General features: G+C 61.9%; 20 protein-coding genes. 16 read left to right on the top strand and 4 right to left on the bottom strand.

Going from position 1 to position 17,558, the window contains the following annotated elements; all coding sequences use genetic code 11:
- The gene (gene mftA, locus RBH22_RS07980; RefSeq protein ID WP_306677128.1) at positions 1 to 159 is read right to left on the bottom strand and encodes a mycofactocin precursor MftA; all 159 of its coding nucleotides are present in this window, start codon (positions 157 to 159) and stop codon (positions 1 to 3) included.
- A gap of 149 nt (positions 160 to 308) precedes the next feature.
- Between mftA and RBH22_RS07975 the strand changes: the two genes are divergently transcribed.
- From RBH22_RS07975 to RBH22_RS07965, 3 genes are all read left to right on the top strand, one after another.
- On the top strand, positions 309 to 797 hold the full coding sequence (locus RBH22_RS07975) for a DUF6789 family protein (RefSeq protein WP_306677127.1): 489 nt from the start codon (positions 309 to 311) through the stop codon (positions 795 to 797).
- Between the two features lie 31 nt (positions 798 to 828).
- Positions 829 to 1,587, top strand: a complete 759-nt coding sequence (locus RBH22_RS07970) for a ZIP family metal transporter (RefSeq protein WP_306677126.1) — start codon at positions 829 to 831, stop codon at positions 1,585 to 1,587.
- 122 nt (positions 1,588 to 1,709) lie between these two features.
- A complete protein-coding gene (locus tag RBH22_RS07965; RefSeq protein ID WP_121569674.1) occupies positions 1,710 to 1,949 on the top strand; it encodes a hypothetical protein in 240 nt (79 codons plus the stop codon).
- Positions 1,950 to 2,009: 60 nt separating this feature from the next.
- On the opposite strand, the gene RBH22_RS07960 is transcribed toward RBH22_RS07965, so the two are convergent.
- Both RBH22_RS07960 and RBH22_RS07955 read right to left on the bottom strand, forming a co-directional pair.
- The gene (locus RBH22_RS07960; RefSeq protein WP_306677125.1) at positions 2,010 to 3,476 is read right to left on the bottom strand and encodes an MATE family efflux transporter; all 1,467 of its coding nucleotides are present in this window, start codon (positions 3,474 to 3,476) and stop codon (positions 2,010 to 2,012) included.
- Positions 3,473 to 4,105, bottom strand: a complete 633-nt coding sequence (locus RBH22_RS07955; RefSeq protein ID WP_306677124.1) for a TetR/AcrR family transcriptional regulator — start codon at positions 4,103 to 4,105, stop codon at positions 3,473 to 3,475. Before RBH22_RS07955 ends, RBH22_RS07960 begins: the two co-directional genes overlap by 4 nt.
- A 675-nt stretch (positions 4,106 to 4,780) precedes the next feature.
- On the opposite strand from RBH22_RS07955, the gene RBH22_RS07950 reads away from it, so the two are divergent.
- The 3 genes from RBH22_RS07950 to RBH22_RS07940 all read left to right on the top strand — a co-directional run bounded on the left by RBH22_RS07950 (position 4,781) and on the right by RBH22_RS07940 (position 7,134).
- Positions 4,781 to 5,899, top strand: coding sequence for an amidohydrolase family protein (locus RBH22_RS07950; RefSeq protein WP_121569671.1), 1,119 nt, complete (start codon positions 4,781 to 4,783; stop codon positions 5,897 to 5,899).
- Positions 5,896 to 6,273: a Rieske 2Fe-2S domain-containing protein gene (locus RBH22_RS07945; RefSeq protein ID WP_256290078.1), complete on the top strand. Its 378-nt coding sequence runs from the start codon at positions 5,896 to 5,898 to the stop codon at positions 6,271 to 6,273. Before RBH22_RS07950 ends, RBH22_RS07945 begins: the two co-directional genes overlap by 4 nt.
- 75 nt (positions 6,274 to 6,348) lie before the next feature.
- Positions 6,349 to 7,134, top strand: coding sequence for an IclR family transcriptional regulator (locus RBH22_RS07940; RefSeq protein ID WP_306677123.1), 786 nt, complete (start codon positions 6,349 to 6,351; stop codon positions 7,132 to 7,134).
- A gap of 495 nt (positions 7,135 to 7,629) precedes the next feature.
- Here the strand turns inward: RBH22_RS07940 and RBH22_RS07935 are convergent, their stop codons facing one another.
- Positions 7,630 to 7,788: a hypothetical protein gene (locus tag RBH22_RS07935; protein ID WP_256290082.1), complete on the bottom strand. Its 159-nt coding sequence runs from the start codon at positions 7,786 to 7,788 to the stop codon at positions 7,630 to 7,632.
- A gap of 192 nt (positions 7,789 to 7,980) precedes the next feature.
- Between RBH22_RS07935 and RBH22_RS07930 the strand changes: the two genes are divergently transcribed.
- From RBH22_RS07930 to RBH22_RS07885, 10 genes are all read left to right on the top strand, one after another.
- Entirely contained in the window at positions 7,981 to 8,730 is a 750-nt protein-coding gene (locus RBH22_RS07930) for a PGF-pre-PGF domain-containing protein (protein WP_306677122.1), read from the top strand.
- Between the two features lie 120 nt (positions 8,731 to 8,850).
- Positions 8,851 to 9,933: an AI-2E family transporter gene (locus RBH22_RS07925; RefSeq protein ID WP_306677121.1), complete on the top strand. Its 1,083-nt coding sequence runs from the start codon at positions 8,851 to 8,853 to the stop codon at positions 9,931 to 9,933.
- A 375-nt stretch (positions 9,934 to 10,308) separates the two neighbouring features.
- Positions 10,309 to 11,151, top strand: coding sequence for a plastocyanin/azurin family copper-binding protein (locus RBH22_RS07920; RefSeq protein WP_306677120.1), 843 nt, complete (start codon positions 10,309 to 10,311; stop codon positions 11,149 to 11,151).
- Positions 11,152 to 11,200: 49 nt separating this feature from the next.
- Positions 11,201 to 12,271, top strand: a complete 1,071-nt coding sequence (locus RBH22_RS07915) for a sodium:phosphate symporter (RefSeq protein WP_306677119.1) — start codon at positions 11,201 to 11,203, stop codon at positions 12,269 to 12,271.
- 74 nt (positions 12,272 to 12,345) lie between these two features.
- On the top strand, positions 12,346 to 12,774 hold the full coding sequence (locus RBH22_RS07910; protein ID WP_306677118.1) for a universal stress protein: 429 nt from the start codon (positions 12,346 to 12,348) through the stop codon (positions 12,772 to 12,774).
- 147 nt (positions 12,775 to 12,921) lie between these two features.
- Positions 12,922 to 13,818 carry a DMT family transporter gene (locus tag RBH22_RS07905; RefSeq protein WP_306677117.1) on the top strand — a complete coding sequence of 299 codons (897 nt, stop codon included), beginning with the start codon at positions 12,922 to 12,924 and terminating at the stop codon, positions 13,816 to 13,818.
- A gap of 33 nt (positions 13,819 to 13,851) precedes the next feature.
- Entirely contained in the window at positions 13,852 to 14,865 is a 1,014-nt protein-coding gene (locus RBH22_RS07900; RefSeq protein ID WP_306677116.1) for a CPBP family intramembrane glutamic endopeptidase, read from the top strand.
- Positions 14,866 to 14,972: 107 nt separating this feature from the next.
- Positions 14,973 to 15,296 carry a hypothetical protein gene (locus RBH22_RS07895; protein WP_256290094.1) on the top strand — a complete coding sequence of 108 codons (324 nt, stop codon included), beginning with the start codon at positions 14,973 to 14,975 and terminating at the stop codon, positions 15,294 to 15,296.
- Positions 15,297 to 15,374: 78 nt separating this feature from the next.
- Positions 15,375 to 16,172, top strand: a complete 798-nt coding sequence (locus RBH22_RS07890; protein ID WP_306677115.1) for an SDR family oxidoreductase — start codon at positions 15,375 to 15,377, stop codon at positions 16,170 to 16,172.
- A 120-nt stretch (positions 16,173 to 16,292) separates the two neighbouring features.
- On the top strand, positions 16,293 to 17,417 hold the full coding sequence (locus RBH22_RS07885; protein WP_306677231.1) for an MFS transporter: 1,125 nt from the start codon (positions 16,293 to 16,295) through the stop codon (positions 17,415 to 17,417).
- Positions 17,418 to 17,558: the final 141 nt, after the last annotated feature.

Raw genomic sequence — 17,558 nt, 5'->3', positions numbered from 1 at the left:
TCAGTACACGCCACAGATGCCGTCGATCTTGAGCTCCTCCTCGAAGAGGTCTTCCTCGATCGTTGGCTCGTCTGTCTCCGAGCCCGCGTCGGCGTCGACATCCGTCGCGACCTCGGTGGCCGTCTCCTCAGTTTCCGCATCCGCGGCTGTCTGTGACATACGATAGCAACAAACCCGGCTGTCTACAAATACGTTTGGGAGGATTGACAAAACGCCCGCGAACCAGGTGACGGCACGGTGGCCGATGTCGCTCTTTGTCACCCGTAAATCGGTGTATACTTTTCTAACGTACGTGCGAACTCGGCGGTATGGACCCAGTTCGCAGTAGCCTCGGTGGCGGGATCGCAGCCACCATCGTCCTCTTGGCGCTTCTGCTTGTGTTCGACGTGCTCCTCGCCGGCACGGACCTGTTCGTGTTCGCCACCTTCACCAGCCTGTGTGCCGTCGGTGGTCCGCCATACTGTCGACCGCAAACACTGACGGCGACTATCCTGACGCTCACGTGGTTTATGCTGCTCTTCGCCGTGGCGTGGCCGCTCCTATTTGGCGGCTTCACGTGGGGACTTCCCGGCGAATCGGGCCTCACGCACGGCGTGATCTACGGCTTGATCCTCTGGTCGGGCTACCTCGTCATCGTGCTCTTCGCGGTCGGCTTCGGTGGGGAGTCGCTGCGGGCGAACCTCCCGTTTCTCGGCATCACGCTCCTCTCGTACGTCGTGTATGGGCTCGTCTTGGGTGGTGGCTACGATTATCTCGCTCACCACCGGACCTTCTTGAGCGAGGAATCGGCTCCTTAACTGACGTATGTGACTGCTACTGGAACTACGAATGGACACGCTCAGCGCTATCGTCGTCGCGACCGTCAGTATCAGTTTCACCGCCTGGATCGGCGTTCTCACGCTGTTCCTCCGCGAGGAACTGGTGGATCAGGTGTTGCTCGGCCTGGTCGCGCTCGCCGCGGGCAGTCTCATCGGTGGCGCGTTCCTCCACTTGCTTCCGCGTGCGATCGCCGAGTCGGGATCGGCGGATACCCTCCCCCTGTTTCTATTTCTTATCGGCGGCTTCTGTCTGTTCTACGTACTCGAACAGTTTCTTCACTGGCATCACCACCACGCGGCGACGCACGAGCACGAACCCGTCTCGTATCTGGTCTTGGTCTCCGATACGCTTCACAACTTCATCGACGGCCTCGTGATCGCCGGGGCGTTCCTCCTCGGCACGCCGCTCGGAATCGTCACGACACTGGCGATCGCGCTCCACGAGATCCCACAGGAGATCGGAGATTTCGGCGTGCTCGTGTACGGTGGCTTCGGGCGGCGGCGCGCGCTCGTTCTCAACTATCTCACGCAGGCGACTGTGATCCTCGGCGGCGTCGTCGGCTTCTTTCTCGGGGACGTCGTCACCGGATTACCGTCGGTACTGCTATCGTTCGCGGCGGGGAACTTCATCTACATCGCGAGTTCTGACCTGATCCCCGAAATCAAACAGGAAACCGGAGTTCGCCGCTCGATACTTTACTTCCTCGTCTTTCTCGGCGGCATCGTCCTGATGCTCGGTGTCCGCTTGCTCGGCGGCGTCCTCCGGTAATCTACACTCGACAGGATGACGGCGCGCAACCGCTACGATCCCGATCTCCTCACCGAGTGCCCGCTGTCGCGATGCGGTGAGAAGCCTGCCACTCAAGTACCCTGAGTACGAAGCAGTCTCCAATGCCAATCGTTGAAGTGACGCTCCCCGACGAACTGCTGAGCGAGTTCGAGCAACTGGTCGACGAAGAGTTCGTAACCGAAGAACAGGCCGTCGAGGAACTGCTCAGTATGGGCATCGACGCCTACAACGTCGACGTCGTCGACGAGGGCGAGCCCGGTGACGACTTTATGGAAGGCGCAGAGAACAATCTCTTCGACACCGCCTCGGACCCCGGCGGGCTTGACGACGACACCCTGTAACGGCCGCGACCTCGTTTCTGCTGCACGTCTGCTTATTTTCGCCCTGTCAGTATTCGCTCTTCAATCGTCGGCCGGCGTCGGCCGACGAACCGACCCCGTTCGCCACGTGTCGCGGCGGTACCACGCGTAGGCGATGAGGGCTCCGGCGACGTTTGAGATGGGAAACGCCAGCCAGATGCCCGTCGATCCGAGGTTGAGCGAGGCGACGTAGGCGACCGGGATTCGAATGAAGCCTAGCATAATCACCGAGATCGCGGCCGCGATCAGGGTCTTCCCCGCACCGCGGAAACTCCCTGTGTAAGCCCGCATTACGCCGATGAATCCGAAGGAGGGAGCCACGAATCGGAGAAAGTCAACGCCGACGCGAACGACCTCCGGATCGTTCGTGAAGACGGCGATGATCGGCCGCGGCACGAGCAGGGCGACGACGCCCGCGCCCGACAGGATCACGAGCATCCACTTCGCGGCGAAGTCGGCCGCTGCGCCGGCGCGCTCGGGCTTTTCCGCACCGATATTCTGGCCGGTCATCGTCTCGACCCCGCGGGCGACAGCGATTGCAGGGAGGAAGATGACCGAGAACACGCGCACGCCGATTCCGTAGGCGGCGACCACAGTCGTCGGGAACATCCCCACTACGAGGAGCAGCAAGTTCACCGAGAGCGCCCGGCCAGTTCCCTCGATTGACGCCGGCACACCGATGTCGAGTAGCCGTCGCAGGTACTCGACGTCCGGCCGCATCTGACTCGGTCGGATTCGGACCCCGCGGACCCCTTCGATCATCACCGCGATGCCGACGACGAACGCCAGCGCGCGTGAGAACACCGTCGCGATCGCCGCGCCAGTGATCCCAGAGCCCGTGTATCCGGTCGTCGCGAACAGCGAGGCTTCCAGCCCGCGGAGGCCCAGCATTCCGAACAACGGATTTCCGTCGAACCCGAAGATGAGGATCGGATCGAGCGCGATGTTCAGCACGACGGACCCGAACATCACGAGCATCGGCGTGACGGTGTCGCCGTAGCCGCGCATCAGCGCGATAAAGACGAAGAAGCCGAACATAAACGGCAGCCCGGCTGCGATCACCTGCATATAGCCTGTCGCGAGCGGGTGGACCGCCGGCGAGGCACCGAGGAAGCGGATGAACGGGCCGACTGCGACGTAGCCCAGCGCCCCCAGCAGTATCGACCCGAGTATCGAGAAGATGACCGTCTGGGATGCGGCGTACCCTGCTTCGGACTCCTCGTCGGCGCCGATGTGTTGTGCGACGAGGACGCTCCCGGCCACGGACAGGCCCATCCCGAGTGAGATGAGCAAGAACACCATCGGGAACGCGAAACTGATCGCCGCCAGCGCTTCCGTGCTGTACTGGCCGACCCAGAAGGTGTCCGCGAGGTTGTAGGCCGTCTGCAGGAGGTTCGTGATGATGATCGGAAGCGATAGGAAGAACAGCGGGCGACCGATGCCGCCGCTCGTCAGGTTTAGCTCGTCGGGACCCTTGAAGAGCGAACCCAGTCGCTCACCGAGGCTCATTCGGTGCCCCCTACGTCTACGGTTTCAGACGGTGGACCGCCCCCCGTGGTGGCAGCTTGGTCTGCCCGTAGCGCCTCGTCGATGTAGGCGTCGACGGCCGCGGCCGAATCGTCGAGCGGGTGCCCGACTGCGGCGTGGCGCGTCTGCGCGCCGTTGACGTACGTCGTGAGGAACGACGCGACTGCGTCCGGATTGACGTCCTCGTGGAACGTCCCGTCTGCGACTCCCTCGGCGACGACCTCGCGGACCGCAGCGGTAAACGCGTCGTCGAAGCGTTGCAGTCGGCTTCGAAACGCGTCGTCGTGCGGCGACTGTGCCTTGATCTCTAACAGGGCAGTCTGAAACGCCGGCGCGTCGGATCGGTCTGTAACGAGTGCGCCGACGAGACCCCGGAGTCGCTCTGCGGGTGTTTCACCGGCCGGCTCCGCGATACGGTCTTCGAACTGCTCGTAGAGGTGGTCGAGGTACGCTACGAGAAGATCGTGCTTCCCGTCGTAGTGATAGTGAATAGACGCCTTACACAGATCGGTCTCGTCGGCGATGTCCTGCATCGTGAGCTCTGCGTAGCCGTGCTTGGAGAGTGCGCTGTGTGTCGCGTGCAGTATTTGAGTCGCCGTCTCCGTCGTCATTCGGGGCGCTCCATTTCGTTGTTCGAACTGACTGTCCGGTCAGTCAAAAAAAGTTCGAATCGGCAGGTCGTCGCGTGTCTGTCTCTCCCGTATGCGACGTCAAAGCACGCTTTGCCCCGCGATTCGATCCGCAGTGTTCGGAACGAACTGATCCAAAAATCCCGCATCACGGGACAATCTGATGTCAGATGGTCGGCTGTGAGTGCATTCACTGCGATTTCTGTCGACAATCTATACTTTCACGAATATATTAAAATAAATGTCTAAAATATAATATATACATACAAAAATTAGAAAAATAATACACAAAGCGGGTATTTGAACTCTATTGGGAAAATACTCGGGAAAATATAGTATAAGAAAATATAAACTACAAGAGAATATAATAATTTCTTATACTACTTACCGGATCAAATATACGATCCGGCGTCCGAATCACCCTAACAAAGGTACGACTGTTAGCGGGCATAGGACATCTCACGGTGAAATCCATCGTCAAATTCCGTCCCGAATTACGGGACAACTGTTGCAGATCGGATATCTCTGTCTTTGGTCGGGGTTTAGTCTTCGATAACCGCACGACTGCGTTCCGGAGTTGACGATTCGGGGTGTCAATCCGAAACGAGAACAGCGCGTTACCAGTAGCTTTATTACATATTGATCGAAGGTAAGGGTATGTCCCAGGCAGATACCGAGTCGAGACGGCAAGAAGACCTCGACGCGTATCACGTAATCGACTGCGACTGCCACTATATGGAGTCGTTCAACGACGTCGCAGAGTATATGGAAGAACCCTGGAAGACGAAGTTCGAGGGTAGCAACTTCGACGAGAAAGGGGCCAAGCAGAACCTCAGCTCTTTCTTCCCCTTCTCGACGGGTGACCGTCAGGCGCACGGCAAGATCACGCGCGAACACTCCTCGTACCCCGATTCCCCCGAGACGCCGGAGCGGATCCGCGAGGGGATGGAGTCGATCGGTGTCGACGAGACGCTCCTGATCTCACACCTTATCCTCGCTGGCGCCGGGACGATCGCGGACGACACCCGCCAGTCCGCCTTCGCGAAGGCGTACGTCGAGTATATGAGCGAGGAGGTTCTCGACCCCGACGACGGAATCCACGGTCTGGCCCCGATCCCGTACTACGACGTCGACGCCTCGATGGAGATCCTCGACCGGATCGAGGACCGCGACGAGTACGTGGGCGCGTGTTTCGTCACTGCTGGCGCGACGCCCCCGCTCGGCAACCGCAAGTACGACCCGATCTACGAGCGCTGTGAGGATATGGATCTCGCGGCCGTGTTCCACACCGGCGGCGCGGGCCTCGACGAGTACGTCCGCGGCGGCTATCAGGAGATGCTCGAAACGCACACGCTGGGCTTCCTCGAATCCAATATGTCCCAGATCGTGAGCCTCGTCGTGCAGGGCGTCCCCGAGAAGTTCCCCGATCTCGACATCTCCTTCATGGAGTCCGGCGTGACGTACCTCCCGGGCCTGATGACGCGCCTCGACGAGGAGTACCTCAAGCGCCCCGAGGAAGCGCCGCTCCTCGAGAAGAAGCCCGGTGAGTACATCACCGACTTCTACTACGGCACCCAGCCGCTCGAGATCTCGGCCGATCCCGAGTACCTCGAGAAGTGTATCGATATGGTCGGCGCGGACCAGCTGATGTTCGCCTCCGACTACCCGCACTGGGACTACGACCGCCCGACGACCGTGATGGACCTGCCGTTCCTCTCCGAGGAGGAAGTCGAGATGGTCCTCTCGAAGAACGCCCAGGAGGTGTTCGGCCTATGAGCGATCTCGTCGAAGTCAAACCCGCCGACGAGTTCGAGAACGGCGACCGCGAGTTCGTCGACGTCGGCGGCGTCGAGGTCGGCGTGCTGCAGGTCGAAGACGAGTTCTACGCGCTGCAGAACTACTGTATGCACGACGGCGGCCCCGTCTGCAGCGGGAAGACCCACCGGAAGCTCCTCGGCGAGTTCAAAGAGCCGGGTCAGCGCGTCGAGAAGTCGTACTCCGAAGACGAGTGCGTGATCTCCTGCCCGTGGCACGGGTGGTCCTACGACATCGAGTCCGGTGACCACCTCGCCAACGACGACATCTCCCTGCCGACCTACGAGGTCGTCGTGGAAGACGGCGTCGTTTACGTCGGCGGCCAGAAGAACTAGCTCTCGACGAGGGGAACGCCCCCGACGTTCGATCTTATACCGCATCTTTATTTTGCCGCAACGTCAACTTGATCTATGACCGGAAATCTCGTCGGGGCCGACGAAACGCTCTTTCGGATCGTCGAAGCGATGGCTGAGGCGGGGCCGGTCGGCGTGACGGAGGTCGCTAAACGGCTCGATCTCACCAAGAGCACGGCGCACCGGCACCTCCAGACGCTCGAAGCCCACGGCTACGCCGTCAACGACAGCGGCACGTACCGGCTGTCGCACCAGTGGTTCCACATCGGGACCGCGGTCAAGACCCGACAGCCATTCTATGCGGCCTCGAAAGAGGCTGTCGAGAATCTCGCAGATCGAACCCAGAAAACCGCCTGGTGTGCGATCGAGGAGAACGGAAAACTGATGTTCGTCAACGGTGCTGGATCGAACCCGACGCACAACCCGGATTTGCTCGTCGGCGACTGGTCGTCGATCACACATACGGCCGCCGGGAAAGCCATCCTCGCGCACCTCCCGGAAGACCGACTCTCCGAAATCATCGACGCCGACCCGGCCGCCGACGACTCTCTCAGTCCTACTGACCTCCGTAAAGAACTCGAATACGTCCGTTCCCGCGGCTACGCCGTCAATCAGGGTGAAGACATCTCTGGGATCTACGCCATCGGAATGCCGGTCGTGGCTGACGAACGCGTCTTCGGGTCGTTGTCGGTCGCCAGTCCCTCGGACGCACTCGTCACCGACGACCGCGACGAGACGCTCGAGTATCTCGCTTCGGCTGTCGACCGCGTCGAAGACGTGCTCGCGTCCGGGGAGGGCAGCAGCCGGACGCCGCAGCCACGCAGCACGACCGGCCCGACGTAACTCGGCTGACTGCGACCTGTTTCTCGCCGAGGGTACCTCGCTATTCCCGCAGGGGTCGGCTGGAAGCACCTCATATGGTGACCCCGCAGTGCGAGGACATCGACTCGGAAACTTTTGGAAGTTACAACTGCCGAACTAGTATTGAATGTGGAAGTATATAGTATATATTATAAATTATAATATTGGGGTTGAAGATTACTACTTTCTATCCCCTATAGCGAAATAATCTGATAATAAATAGGGCCAAAAACGTAAAAAGTGGTTTAATGAACAAAAAATAAGAGATATAAATAATCTTTATTGGTGTCACTTCGGAGAATATGACTGATCAATTATGGTTCTGTCTCTGAACGTATTCGCCACGTGCCCCGTAAGAATTAGAGCAGCGTTTGCACGCTTTCGCGTATCTGATCGGACAGCGTGCGATCGAATGTGTACTCATTGTAAGCGGTACTGTAGTACCGCTGCCGACTTTCACTGTAGTGGTTTCTGTCGTCAGCTTCGAAGTTCTTCGATCCGTTTTTCGAGTTCCTCAATCGCTTCGTCGACTTCGCCACGCGCTTCGTCGGTCATCTGCTCTGCTTCTTCGGCGGCCGTGTCGAATGCGTCGCGAACGCGCTGGACCGCCTCGTCGATCCCGTCTGAGTCACTCATAGCGTTCTCGTATATGACGTTCGATCAATATATATTCAACGACGCCTCATGTTCTGGACCCGGGTTTCGCTCGCTGGAGGGGTCGAGAACGACGCAGCAGGGACTATGCCGGCCTCTAAGGCGACACAGATTATTGCCACTTACTTATCCCATTCTGAACACTTATGATTATTAATATTTATATATTAATGTATGAGGATTAAAAAAGAACCTCTCCTTGCGGTCTTCATCGTGTCCGTCATCACTTTCGCAGGTGCTGCACCGATTCTGGCTACGACTGTCGCCGCACAGGGTAACGGTGATGGGATGCACGGCTCTGGACCTGGGCCCGGCCCGAACGTCACAGCCGGTCAACATCAGAATGGAAGCCACTCGATGCGAGTGGAGAACGTCGGCGCGAATCAGACGATTCGCGTGCAGTTCCGTTACCGGGCTGATTCTCCTGATGTCGGCGTTCGAATGCGAGAGATGGCAGTTAGAACTAACCGGAGCGGCGACTACCAGTTCGCCCTTCGAACGGCCGCCAACGCGAGTGCCGGCGTCGGTGCGTTCTCTGGCCCCGCGCCGTTCGGGTACTTCAATATCACACACCAATTCCCGAACGAGAACGTCACGAACGCGTCGATGACGTTTGCTGTGAACCGCACGCGATTGCGCGAGCGGAACGTCTCAGCCGAGCGCGTCGCGCTGTATCGGTACAACGCACAGAACCTGTCTTGGAACCGACTGCAAACCAGAGTGACCGAGCGGAACGCCACGCAGGTGGCCTTCCGTGCGGAGTCGCCAGGTCTCTCCGAGTTCGCTGTCGCTCCGGTCGCCGATGCCTCGACAGCCACCGTGACTGTCACGGAGGAGACCACCCCGACCAACACACCCGGATTTGGTCCGGGTATAGCCGTACTCGCCATAGTGGTATTCGCCAGCCGTCTGTGGCTGCACTGACCCTATCGTACCGGCACTCTGTTGAGCGTCCATCGTTCCTCCGTTTGAGTGAACTCACCGCCCACAAGACGCCCGTACAAGGCCATATTTTTGTGTTACTGTGGCGAAAGGTCGGTTTGTATGGATGGGAACCGCTTCGCCGTGGCGTTGTTTGGGATCATCGTCTCGGTCGTCATCGGTGCACTCGCGTACCAATTTATCGCTCCGTTGACCATCTCTGTCTTCCTGTACTACTCGACGCGCCGCTACCACCGGATGCTCCGACGGTTCCACCTTCCAGCGAACGCCAGAGCGGTGGTCGTGATGTTCTCGCTCGCCGTCCCACTCATCTTACTGATCAGTTACGCTACAGTGCTCTTGGCAATCGAGGCCCGCCGCTTCATCGACCAGTACGCGCTCGTCGACGTCGCAAACGAGAACTTCGAGTGGTTCGGTGGCATCAACGAGATCCCCAAGTTCACCATCGAGGGGCTCTACGGAGCGTACCAATCCGGCGATCTGGCCCCGTTCATCGACTTTGCGACCCAGCACGCCACGTTCTTCACGACGCTCGTCTCGGAGTTTATGTTGAATCTGTTCGTCGTCGTCATCGTCACGTACTACCTCTTAGTCGACGGCAACCGCATCAGTCAGTGGCTGCTCAACTTCGACGACGAGGCCATCATTCGAGAGTACCTCGAAGCCGTCGACAGAGAACTCGAAGCGGTGCTGTTTGGAAATCTCCTGAACGTCCTCGCGGTCTCGCTGATCGCTATCGGGTCGTTCAGCACGTATAACGCGTTCGTACCGCCCGCCGCGGAGGTTCCCTATCCCGCGCTCGCCGGTGCGCTCACTGGGATCGCGAGTCTGATTCCGGTCGTCGGAATGAAAATCGTCTACGTCCCGCTGACACTCCTCACCGCGCTCCCGATCGTCCTCGGTGGGACGCTGTCGAGTCTGGTGTACGTGGGGGGGTTCTTCGCTGTCGCCGTCGTCGTCGTCGACACGATCCCCGACGTGGTGCTTCGGCCGCTTCTCAGCGGCGAGGAAACCCACGTCGGTCTCCTGATGCTCGCGTACACGCTGGGTCCGGTCGTACTGGGATTCTACGGCCTGTTTTTCGCGCCGATCCTGCTCGTCGTCGCGCTGACGTTCGCGAATACGGCGCTGCCGCGTCTCCTGGGCGCGTCGGAAACGGAGGAGCCGCCAGCACTGGACCAGTGAGGTCTCGCGCGACCTGCTCGCGTCGGAAGTCTCGCCTGCGATGCCCGCTCCGGTTCTTCGAGTCGCTCGGCGCGCTCACTCTCGCGCACATTGTTTCCGGTTGCGGTAAGTTTCCCTTGACGACTGCCGCGCTCGCTATTCGCCGCCCTTACTGTCGTCTCTGGCACGCTCTTGGCATCGGAGACGTATTGCAGTAATGTGACACACAATCTGGGTATTCCTATCCAACGGACGGATACGACGGGCGTTCGATACGGTCACGACGGGAGAACGAGTTATCACTCAGATAGAACGCGAATAACAATTCGAGATCGTGTCATACGTTTGCACGGTATGTCCCGAAACGACACACTCAGTTTGCACCGACGGCCCCTGATGAAGGCGTTCGGTGCCGGTGCGGCCATCTCGGTGCTCGGCGGCTCGACCGTCGCCCAAGAAGATGACGAGATGGACGACGAGGAGAGTAGCGACGACGAAGCGATGGATGGCACAGGCACGGTCCATACTGTCGAGACGCTGATTCGCGCCCCGCCGACGAATCCAAACCGACCAGTGGACTTCTTCTTTCAGCCCACTGGGCTCCACATCGAACCGGGGGACGTGGTGAAGTTCGTGTTCCGAACACCCGATCACAACGTCGTCGCCTACCACCCGGCATTCGGGATGCGGCGGCGCGTCCCGATCGGCGTCACCGCGTTCTCCTCTCCACTCCTCGGTTGGCGGCCGGAGTCTATCCCCGGCGATCAGATCGAACCGCCAGCCGAGATGGGTGGCGAGGAGGAAGATGACGACGCTGACGGCAGCGATGAGGGGGATGACGACGCTGATGACGGCACCGATGACGAGAGTGACGACGGAAGCAACGGTACCGACGACGATGGGGACGACGGAGACGACAGCGACGGCGAAGGGCCCGTTCCGGATACGTGGCTCCACGCCTTCGAGACACCGGGCGTCTACGACCTCCTCTGCTCGCCGCACGAGGGATACGGAATGGCGATGCGAGTCGTCGTGGGCGACGTCACGGAGACGGAATTCGAGACCTCGAATCCCGCGAACCTCCCCGAACCACGGGCGGGACCGGTCGGACTGGCCAGGGTCACACTGACTGATCCGGCGCTCGAACCATCGAACATCGTCAGCGAGGGAACCGTCCCTTGGGAGATGCTCGAATCGAACCAACAGAGCGGACCGGACGACGGGGGAGAGGAGAGCTAACGCGCTGCCGGCGTAATGTTTGTGTCGTCGGCGTGAGTCTACGTGCACCGTGGACCACGCCTTCGCGCGGGTTCGCGCCTCGGCCCCGCTCTGGATCGGTGCCCTCGCGTCCGTAGCGCTGTTTCTGTTCGCGGTTCAGTTGCTCGGCACCGCCACTGAAGCGGCGGCCGTGCCGCTCCGGCAGTTCTTTGCTCATCACGTCTCCGGCGATGCCCAAGCGCTGGGCGTGAGCTGGCTCGCCACGTACGTGCTGACGAACGGTTCGATCGTCGCTGCGCTGTCGGTGTCGTTATTCGGAAACGGGATCGTCACCGACGCACAACTGTTTTTGATGGTCGCCGGTTCTCGCCTCGGTGCGGCCGCCATCGTCGTTCTCATCGGGGCTCTCGATTACCTCCAGAAGCGTCGGTACTCGCTCGGTGAGGCGACCAGCCTCGGACTCCTCGCGTTTCTGTTGACGCACTCGGTGTATCTCCCTGCGACCGTCGTGGGCTATCTCGCCTTACCGTGGCTCCAGCACCCCCTCGAATCCGTCGGGACGCGGACGAACGTTTCGTCGCAGTTCTCACCCCTCGAATCGGTAACGACAGCCGTCGTCGACGCAGTCGGAGCCGAACTCGGATTCGTGCTGGCGATCGCTGTCCTCTTCGCTAGCCTCAATCTTTTCGATCGGGTGCTCAAGCGGGTCGACACCGCGTGGCTCCGAGCGCGCTTCTTTCGACGATTCCAACGTACCTGGGTCGCTCTCGCGCTTGGCGTCTTACTCACCGGAATCACGACGAGCGTCGCGTTCTCGCTGGGAGTGATCGTGCCGCTCTACAACCGGGGATACCTCAAACGCCGTGAGGTCGTCCCCTACGTCCTCGGCGCGAACCTCGGAACGCTGTTCGATACGGTCCTCATCGCCGTGGTGCTGCAATCGCCTGTCGGCGTCGCGCTCGTCCTGGCACTCCTCCTCGTGAGCACGCTCCTCACACTGGGGGCCACGGTGTGGTTCGATCCGTACTTTCGGACCGTCGAGGCCGCACACAGACGGCTCGTCGAGGACCTGCGGTACTTCGTCGGGTTCGTCGTCCTCCTGATCGCGGTCCCCGTCGCGCTGGCGCTGCTACCGCGTTGATTGGCCCGGGTCTCGGGACGACCCGCCAGCGATCTGCCCCGGTCTTATTTCTCCCAGTAGCCCGATGTCCCACCGTGCCCGAAGTCGAGCGACTCCTCGTCGCGTTCGACGGGACCCCGCTCGCGGAGCGAGCCCTCGAATACGCGCTCACGACGTACCCGGAAACGGAGGTGACCGTCATTCACGTGATCGACTATCTCGACGAGGGATACAGCGCGGAGGCGTTGGTCGGTGCCGAAGAACTCCGTGAGCGCGCGCACGCCCGTTCGACGGAATTACTCGCCGCGGCCGAGGCTATCGCCGCCGATCACGGCCGAACGGTGTCGACAGCGACGAGGCTCGGCAAGCCGGGCCGCGAAATCGTCGCGTACGCAGAAGAACACGACGCCGATACGATCGTACTCGGCAGCCACGGGCGCGCACTGCTCACCCGCGTCCTCCTCGGCTCGGTCGCCCAGACGGTCCTCCAGCGCGCCCCGATGCCGGTGCTGATCGTCAGATGAGTTCCTCGTAGCTGCTCGCCCGTTCGTCGGTCTTCCGCGCGTGGCCCTGTCGGCCGGGTGCGTCCGGCTGTCACTCCGTAGCTGTGACTTCTCGACCACGTGGCCGGTCCACAACCGTTAAAAAACGGACCGGCAAATCTGCATACGATGCGTGAGGAAACCGTCGGCGCACTTCTCGTGATGGGGTCGGCGGTCGGATTCGGGACGCTGGCAATCTTCGGGAAGTTCGCGGAAGCGGCGGGACTCGGGCGGCCGCCCTTGCTCTTCTTTCGCTTCCTCGGCGGCGGCGTGCTCGTCTGGGCGTTTCTCGCCCTCCGCGGCGACGTGAGGCTTCTCTCCGGGCGGCCGGCCTGGTCTGCGGCCGGACTCGGAACGATGTACGCCGTCCTGACGATCGCGTACTTCACGGGGCTCACTCACCTTACGGCGGGGCTCTCGGCGGTGGTGTTCTTCACGTACCCCGTGTACGTGCTGGTGCTCTCTGCAGCCTTCCTCGACGAGCGGGTCACACTTCGACTCGTCGTCTCGCTCGTCCTCGCGTTGGCGGGCCTCGGTCTCATCCTCGGCGCCGACACGCGGGGTGCGACGCCGCTGGGCGTCGTGCTGCTCCTCGCGGCGGCGATTGGATACGCCGTCTACATCGTCGGCGGTCGCGTGCTGTCGACGAGCGCGAAAGCGAGCGTGCTCACGGCCCACGTACTGACGGTTGCGACCGCTCTGCTGGGTCTCCGGTGGTACGCCGAGGGGGCGACGCTCCCGACCAGTCCGGCCCAGTGGGGGGTCGTCGTCGGGATCGGCGTCCTCGGCACGGGCGTCCCGCTGGTGTTACTCTACGAGGGCCTCGGGTTCCTGCAAGCGAACCGCGCGAGCGTCCTCGGGACGGCCGAGCCGGTGACGACCGTCACGCTGGGCGTGCTCCTGCTCGGCGAGTCGCTGACGGTTGAGACGGCCCTTGGCGGACTTCTCGTCGTCGTCGGCGTCCTCCTCTCGCAGATCGAGGATCCGGTCGGGTTGCTCCGGCGGCTCGCCGGCACGCAGAGATAGAGTTAACGTTCGTCTCTCCGACAGTTACACGCGATGTTCCCTCGCGTCAAAGCCTTCCTGTGGAACGACAGTGCGCACCGACTGCGACTGCCGTGGCGACTTATCGCGCTCGTGGTCCTCCTTGCGGTGTTGGGACTTCTCACTTCGCTCGTCGTCACGGCGCTCGCGACGCGGCCGTCGCGGGCGTTCCTCGCACTCACGCAGTCGCAGTCGGCCGAGCAGACGGCTGTCGCAATCCGAAATCTGCTCTTCGTTTCGACCCAGATCGTCGTGATCGTCGGCGGTGTCTATCTGGCCGGCCGGTTCGCAGACCGTCGTTGGTTCCGCGACTTCGGCTTTCGCGTCGACCGCTCGTGGTGGGCGGACCTCGGCTTCGGACTCGCGCTCGGGGGCGCGTTGATGACGGTGATCTTCACCGTCGAACTGCTGGCTGGGTGGATCTCCATTAGAGACGTCTTTTACGTCGCTCGCTCGGGGTTCGACTTCTGGCCGTGGTTCTTCTGGGGTCTTCTCACGTTCGTCGCCGTGGGTGTCTACGAGGAACTCCTGTTTCGGGGCTACCTCGTAACCAACCTCTCGGAGGGGTTCACGTGGTTCGACCGGATTGGAACCCGCGGTGCGATCGCGCTGGCTGTCCTCGTAACCTCGGTCCTCTTCGGCGTCGCGCACGCGACCAACCCGAACGTGACGCCCGCCAGCACGGTCGGAATCGTGCTCGCTGCCGTGATGCTCGCGGCGGGTTACATACTGACCGGCGAACTGGCGATTCCGATTGGCCTGCATACGACCTGGAACTTCTTTCAGGGCGTCGTCTACGGCTTCCCCGTCAGCGGCACCTCGAACGGCGTATCGCTGATCGCGACCACGCAGTCCGGCCCTCGTCTCCTCACCGGCGGCGCGTTCGGCCCGGAAGCGGGACTGCTCGGCCTCGCTGCCTCCGTCGTCGGCCTCGTCCTCACCGTCGGATGGATCCAGTGGCGCGAGGGAACGATACGACTCGCGGAGTCGCTCGTCGTTCCGCACCTCCGCGTCTCCAGCGACGAGTGACTCCCACTGACTGCCGCGCACCGGTCTCGCGACCCCGACGCGGCTGACTCGTCCTATCCGACAGCGAAATAGTTGCGTTTTTAATCAAAGATGGAGTTCGGATTGGTATGGCGGCTCATAGCACTCAGAAGGACGGGGAGCCGACGACCGATCTTCCCGACGTCGTGCCGTTCGACCTCACCTACCTCACACGACTGAGCTGGGAGCTGGGAACGCGCGTCGTCGACGACGAGGAGGCTACGCTCCGAAGCCGATGGGAACACGCTGGAAGCCCCTGGACGCTCTCGGTCTTCGAGGTGACGAGCAACACCGTGATCTTGTGTTTGCGCACGCCGGTCGGTCGCGAGCGATTCTACGGAACGACACGTTCGGAAGTCCAGACCGCGACCTCACGGCTCGACACCGCGCCGTACTGGACACTGGCCGAGTGAGGCCGCCGTCGGGAGATCGTCTCGGCACCGCCTCCCGGTCTGCTGAACGCTTTTGGTTTCGGGGTCTGTCGAACAGCTATGGATCTCGAAATTGCGGGCGATTCGGCACTCGTGACGGCATCGAGTAGCGGCCTCGGGAAGGCGTCTGCACGGGCGCTCGCTGCAGAGGGCGCGAACGTCGTGCTCAACGGACGCGACGAAGACCGGCTCGAAGAAGCCGTCGCTGACGTCCGGGCTGACGCGGCGGCCGAGGCGACTGTCGTCGGGCACGCCGCGGATCTGACCGACCCCGACGACGTCGACGCGCTCGTCCGACGCCCCATCGAGGAGTTCGGCGGTCTCGATCACCTCGTGACCTCCGCCGGCGGCCCGCCGGCCGAATCGTTCCTCGAAACGACCGACGAGGAGTGGTACGAGGCGTTCGACCTCCTCGTGATGAGTGTCGTCCGGGCGGTCCGGGCGGCCGCACCGCATCTCCGCGCCGACGGCGGCGGAACGATCGTCACTATCGCGTCGATCAGCGTCAAGGAAGCCGTCGACGACCTCGTGCTCTCGAACTCGGTCCGGATGGGCGTCGTCGGCCTCGAGAAGACGCTCTCGAAGGAACTCGCCCCGGAGGTCCGCGCGAACGCGGTACTCCCCGGAACCCACGAGACGCCGCGAGTCGAGGCCCTCGTCGAGGAGGGCATCGAAGACGGCGAGTACGACTCTTACGATGAGGGCCTCGAAGACTGGGCCCGAGAGATCCCCGTCGAACATCTCGGCGACCCGATGGACCTGGGACGAACCGTCGCGTTCCTCTCTTCACCACAGTCGAGTTATCTCTCGGGTGTCGCGCTCCCGATCGACGGCGGCGAAAGCGCCTCGAATCTGTAGCAGCCGGCCCCAGTCTGCTGATTCGTCCCTCCGAGCCGAATCGGAACCCACGTCACGCTCCGCGTCCGAGTCGGCACCGTGACCGACACGACGACCGAGATGACCGGCTACGCGCGGCGGATGCTGGTGGCCGTCTCGCTTGGGTGGGCGATACTCCAGACCGGTCGGTTTCTCATCTCACCGCTCTTGCCGACGATCATCGCGGACCTCGGGATCACCGAGGCGACTGCTGGCATCGCGCTCTCTATCTTCGGGGGGTCGTACGCGCTCGTCCAGTATCCGAGCGGCGAGTACTCCGATCGCTGGAACCGGGCGACGCTCATCGTCCCCGGATTGGTCGTCCTCGCCGTCGGATTCGCACTGTTCGGGCTGACGAACGGTGTCGTGCTGTTTTTCGTCGCCGCGACGGTCGTCGGCATCGGGAAAGGGCTCTTTGCGATCCCGTCGCGAGCGCTGCTCTCGGATCTCTTCACGAAGCAGCGCGGTCGCGCGCTCGGCATCTACGCCGCCGGCACCGACGCCGGGGGACTGATTTCCTCCGGCGTGGCGATCCTCGCGCTGACGTACGCGAGTTGGCGGACGCCCTTCTTCCCTGTCGCGATCGGCCTCGGGCTGCTCACGGCCGCCTACGCCGCGACCACGAGAGACGGCTACCACGTCGGCGAGACCTCACTCGACGTCTCCGGTACTGTCGGTCGACTCGTCGAGAGTCCCCAGCAGCGGGAGACGCTCGTCGCCTTTTCGCTGTTTTACTTTATGGTCGGCGGGATCATCAACTTCATTCCGACGTACCTCGCCCAGACGAAGGGATTCTCCCAGAGCCTTGCGGGCCTGACGTTCGCGATCGTCTTCGCGATCGGACTCGCAGTGAAGCCGCTGGCTGGGTCGCTTGGCGATCGGTTCTCGCGGCGTGGGATCGCTGTCGCCGGGCTGCTCGTCGCCGCGACGGGCCTGACGGCTCTCGTCGTCGCGTCCGCGACCGTCGCGATTTGGTTCACAGTGGCGTTCCTCGCGCTCGGGTACAAGGCGGGCTTCCCACTCGCCGACGCGATCATCGTCGACGACGCGCCCGACGGCGGGATGGGTGCCGACCTCGGTGCAGCGCGGGCGCTCTTTCTCGGCGCGAACGCGGTCGGCCCGGCGTACGTCGGGATCGTCGCCACCTACGGCAGCTACGACCTCGCGTTCGGCGGATTCGTCGCCTGTCTGCTCGTCGCGGCGTGGCTGCTGTTCCGTAATCGATAACTGCGCCACAGGGCTGGGACCCGCGCCAATCGGTGTGTCTCGACAGCCAATCGTTGTTCCTCGACAGACGACACCGTATTTCAGCGCCAATTAACACCAACTCCGTCACACGGTAATTATTTTACCACACATTTTCTATTA

Source organism: Halobellus sp. H-GB7 (assembly GCF_030848585.1).
Classification (GTDB): domain Archaea; phylum Halobacteriota; class Halobacteria; order Halobacteriales; family Haloferacaceae; genus Haloquadratum; species Haloquadratum inordinatus.
This window is presented reverse-complemented; position numbering and strand designations above follow the sequence as displayed.

What these genes read in the sequence shown, in the direction of transcription:
- mftA (WP_306677128.1), bottom strand. Translation starts at nt 159, where the DNA reads ATGTCACAGACAGCCGCGGATGCGGAAACTGAGGAGACGGCCACCGAG.
- RBH22_RS07975 (WP_306677127.1), top strand. Translation starts at nt 309, where the DNA reads ATGGACCCAGTTCGCAGTAGCCTCGGTGGCGGGATCGCAGCCACCATC.
- RBH22_RS07970 (WP_306677126.1), top strand. Translation starts at nt 829, where the DNA reads ATGGACACGCTCAGCGCTATCGTCGTCGCGACCGTCAGTATCAGTTTC.
- RBH22_RS07965 (WP_121569674.1), top strand. Translation starts at nt 1,710, where the DNA reads ATGCCAATCGTTGAAGTGACGCTCCCCGACGAACTGCTGAGCGAGTTC.
- RBH22_RS07960 (WP_306677125.1), bottom strand. Translation starts at nt 3,476, where the DNA reads ATGAGCCTCGGTGAGCGACTGGGTTCGCTCTTCAAGGGTCCCGACGAG.
- RBH22_RS07955 (WP_306677124.1), bottom strand. Translation starts at nt 4,105, where the DNA reads ATGACGACGGAGACGGCGACTCAAATACTGCACGCGACACACAGCGCA.
- RBH22_RS07950 (WP_121569671.1), top strand. Translation starts at nt 4,781, where the DNA reads ATGTCCCAGGCAGATACCGAGTCGAGACGGCAAGAAGACCTCGACGCG.
- RBH22_RS07945 (WP_256290078.1), top strand. Translation starts at nt 5,896, where the DNA reads ATGAGCGATCTCGTCGAAGTCAAACCCGCCGACGAGTTCGAGAACGGC.
- RBH22_RS07940 (WP_306677123.1), top strand. Translation starts at nt 6,349, where the DNA reads ATGACCGGAAATCTCGTCGGGGCCGACGAAACGCTCTTTCGGATCGTC.
- RBH22_RS07935 (WP_256290082.1), bottom strand. Translation starts at nt 7,788, where the DNA reads ATGAGTGACTCAGACGGGATCGACGAGGCGGTCCAGCGCGTTCGCGAC.
- RBH22_RS07930 (WP_306677122.1), top strand. Translation starts at nt 7,981, where the DNA reads ATGAGGATTAAAAAAGAACCTCTCCTTGCGGTCTTCATCGTGTCCGTC.
- RBH22_RS07925 (WP_306677121.1), top strand. Translation starts at nt 8,851, where the DNA reads ATGGATGGGAACCGCTTCGCCGTGGCGTTGTTTGGGATCATCGTCTCG.
- RBH22_RS07920 (WP_306677120.1), top strand. Translation starts at nt 10,309, where the DNA reads ATGAAGGCGTTCGGTGCCGGTGCGGCCATCTCGGTGCTCGGCGGCTCG.
- RBH22_RS07905 (WP_306677117.1), top strand. Translation starts at nt 12,922, where the DNA reads ATGCGTGAGGAAACCGTCGGCGCACTTCTCGTGATGGGGTCGGCGGTC.
- RBH22_RS07900 (WP_306677116.1), top strand. Translation starts at nt 13,852, where the DNA reads ATGTTCCCTCGCGTCAAAGCCTTCCTGTGGAACGACAGTGCGCACCGA.
- RBH22_RS07895 (WP_256290094.1), top strand. Translation starts at nt 14,973, where the DNA reads ATGGCGGCTCATAGCACTCAGAAGGACGGGGAGCCGACGACCGATCTT.
- RBH22_RS07890 (WP_306677115.1), top strand. Translation starts at nt 15,375, where the DNA reads ATGGATCTCGAAATTGCGGGCGATTCGGCACTCGTGACGGCATCGAGT.
- RBH22_RS07885 (WP_306677231.1), top strand. Translation starts at nt 16,293, where the DNA reads ATGCTGGTGGCCGTCTCGCTTGGGTGGGCGATACTCCAGACCGGTCGG.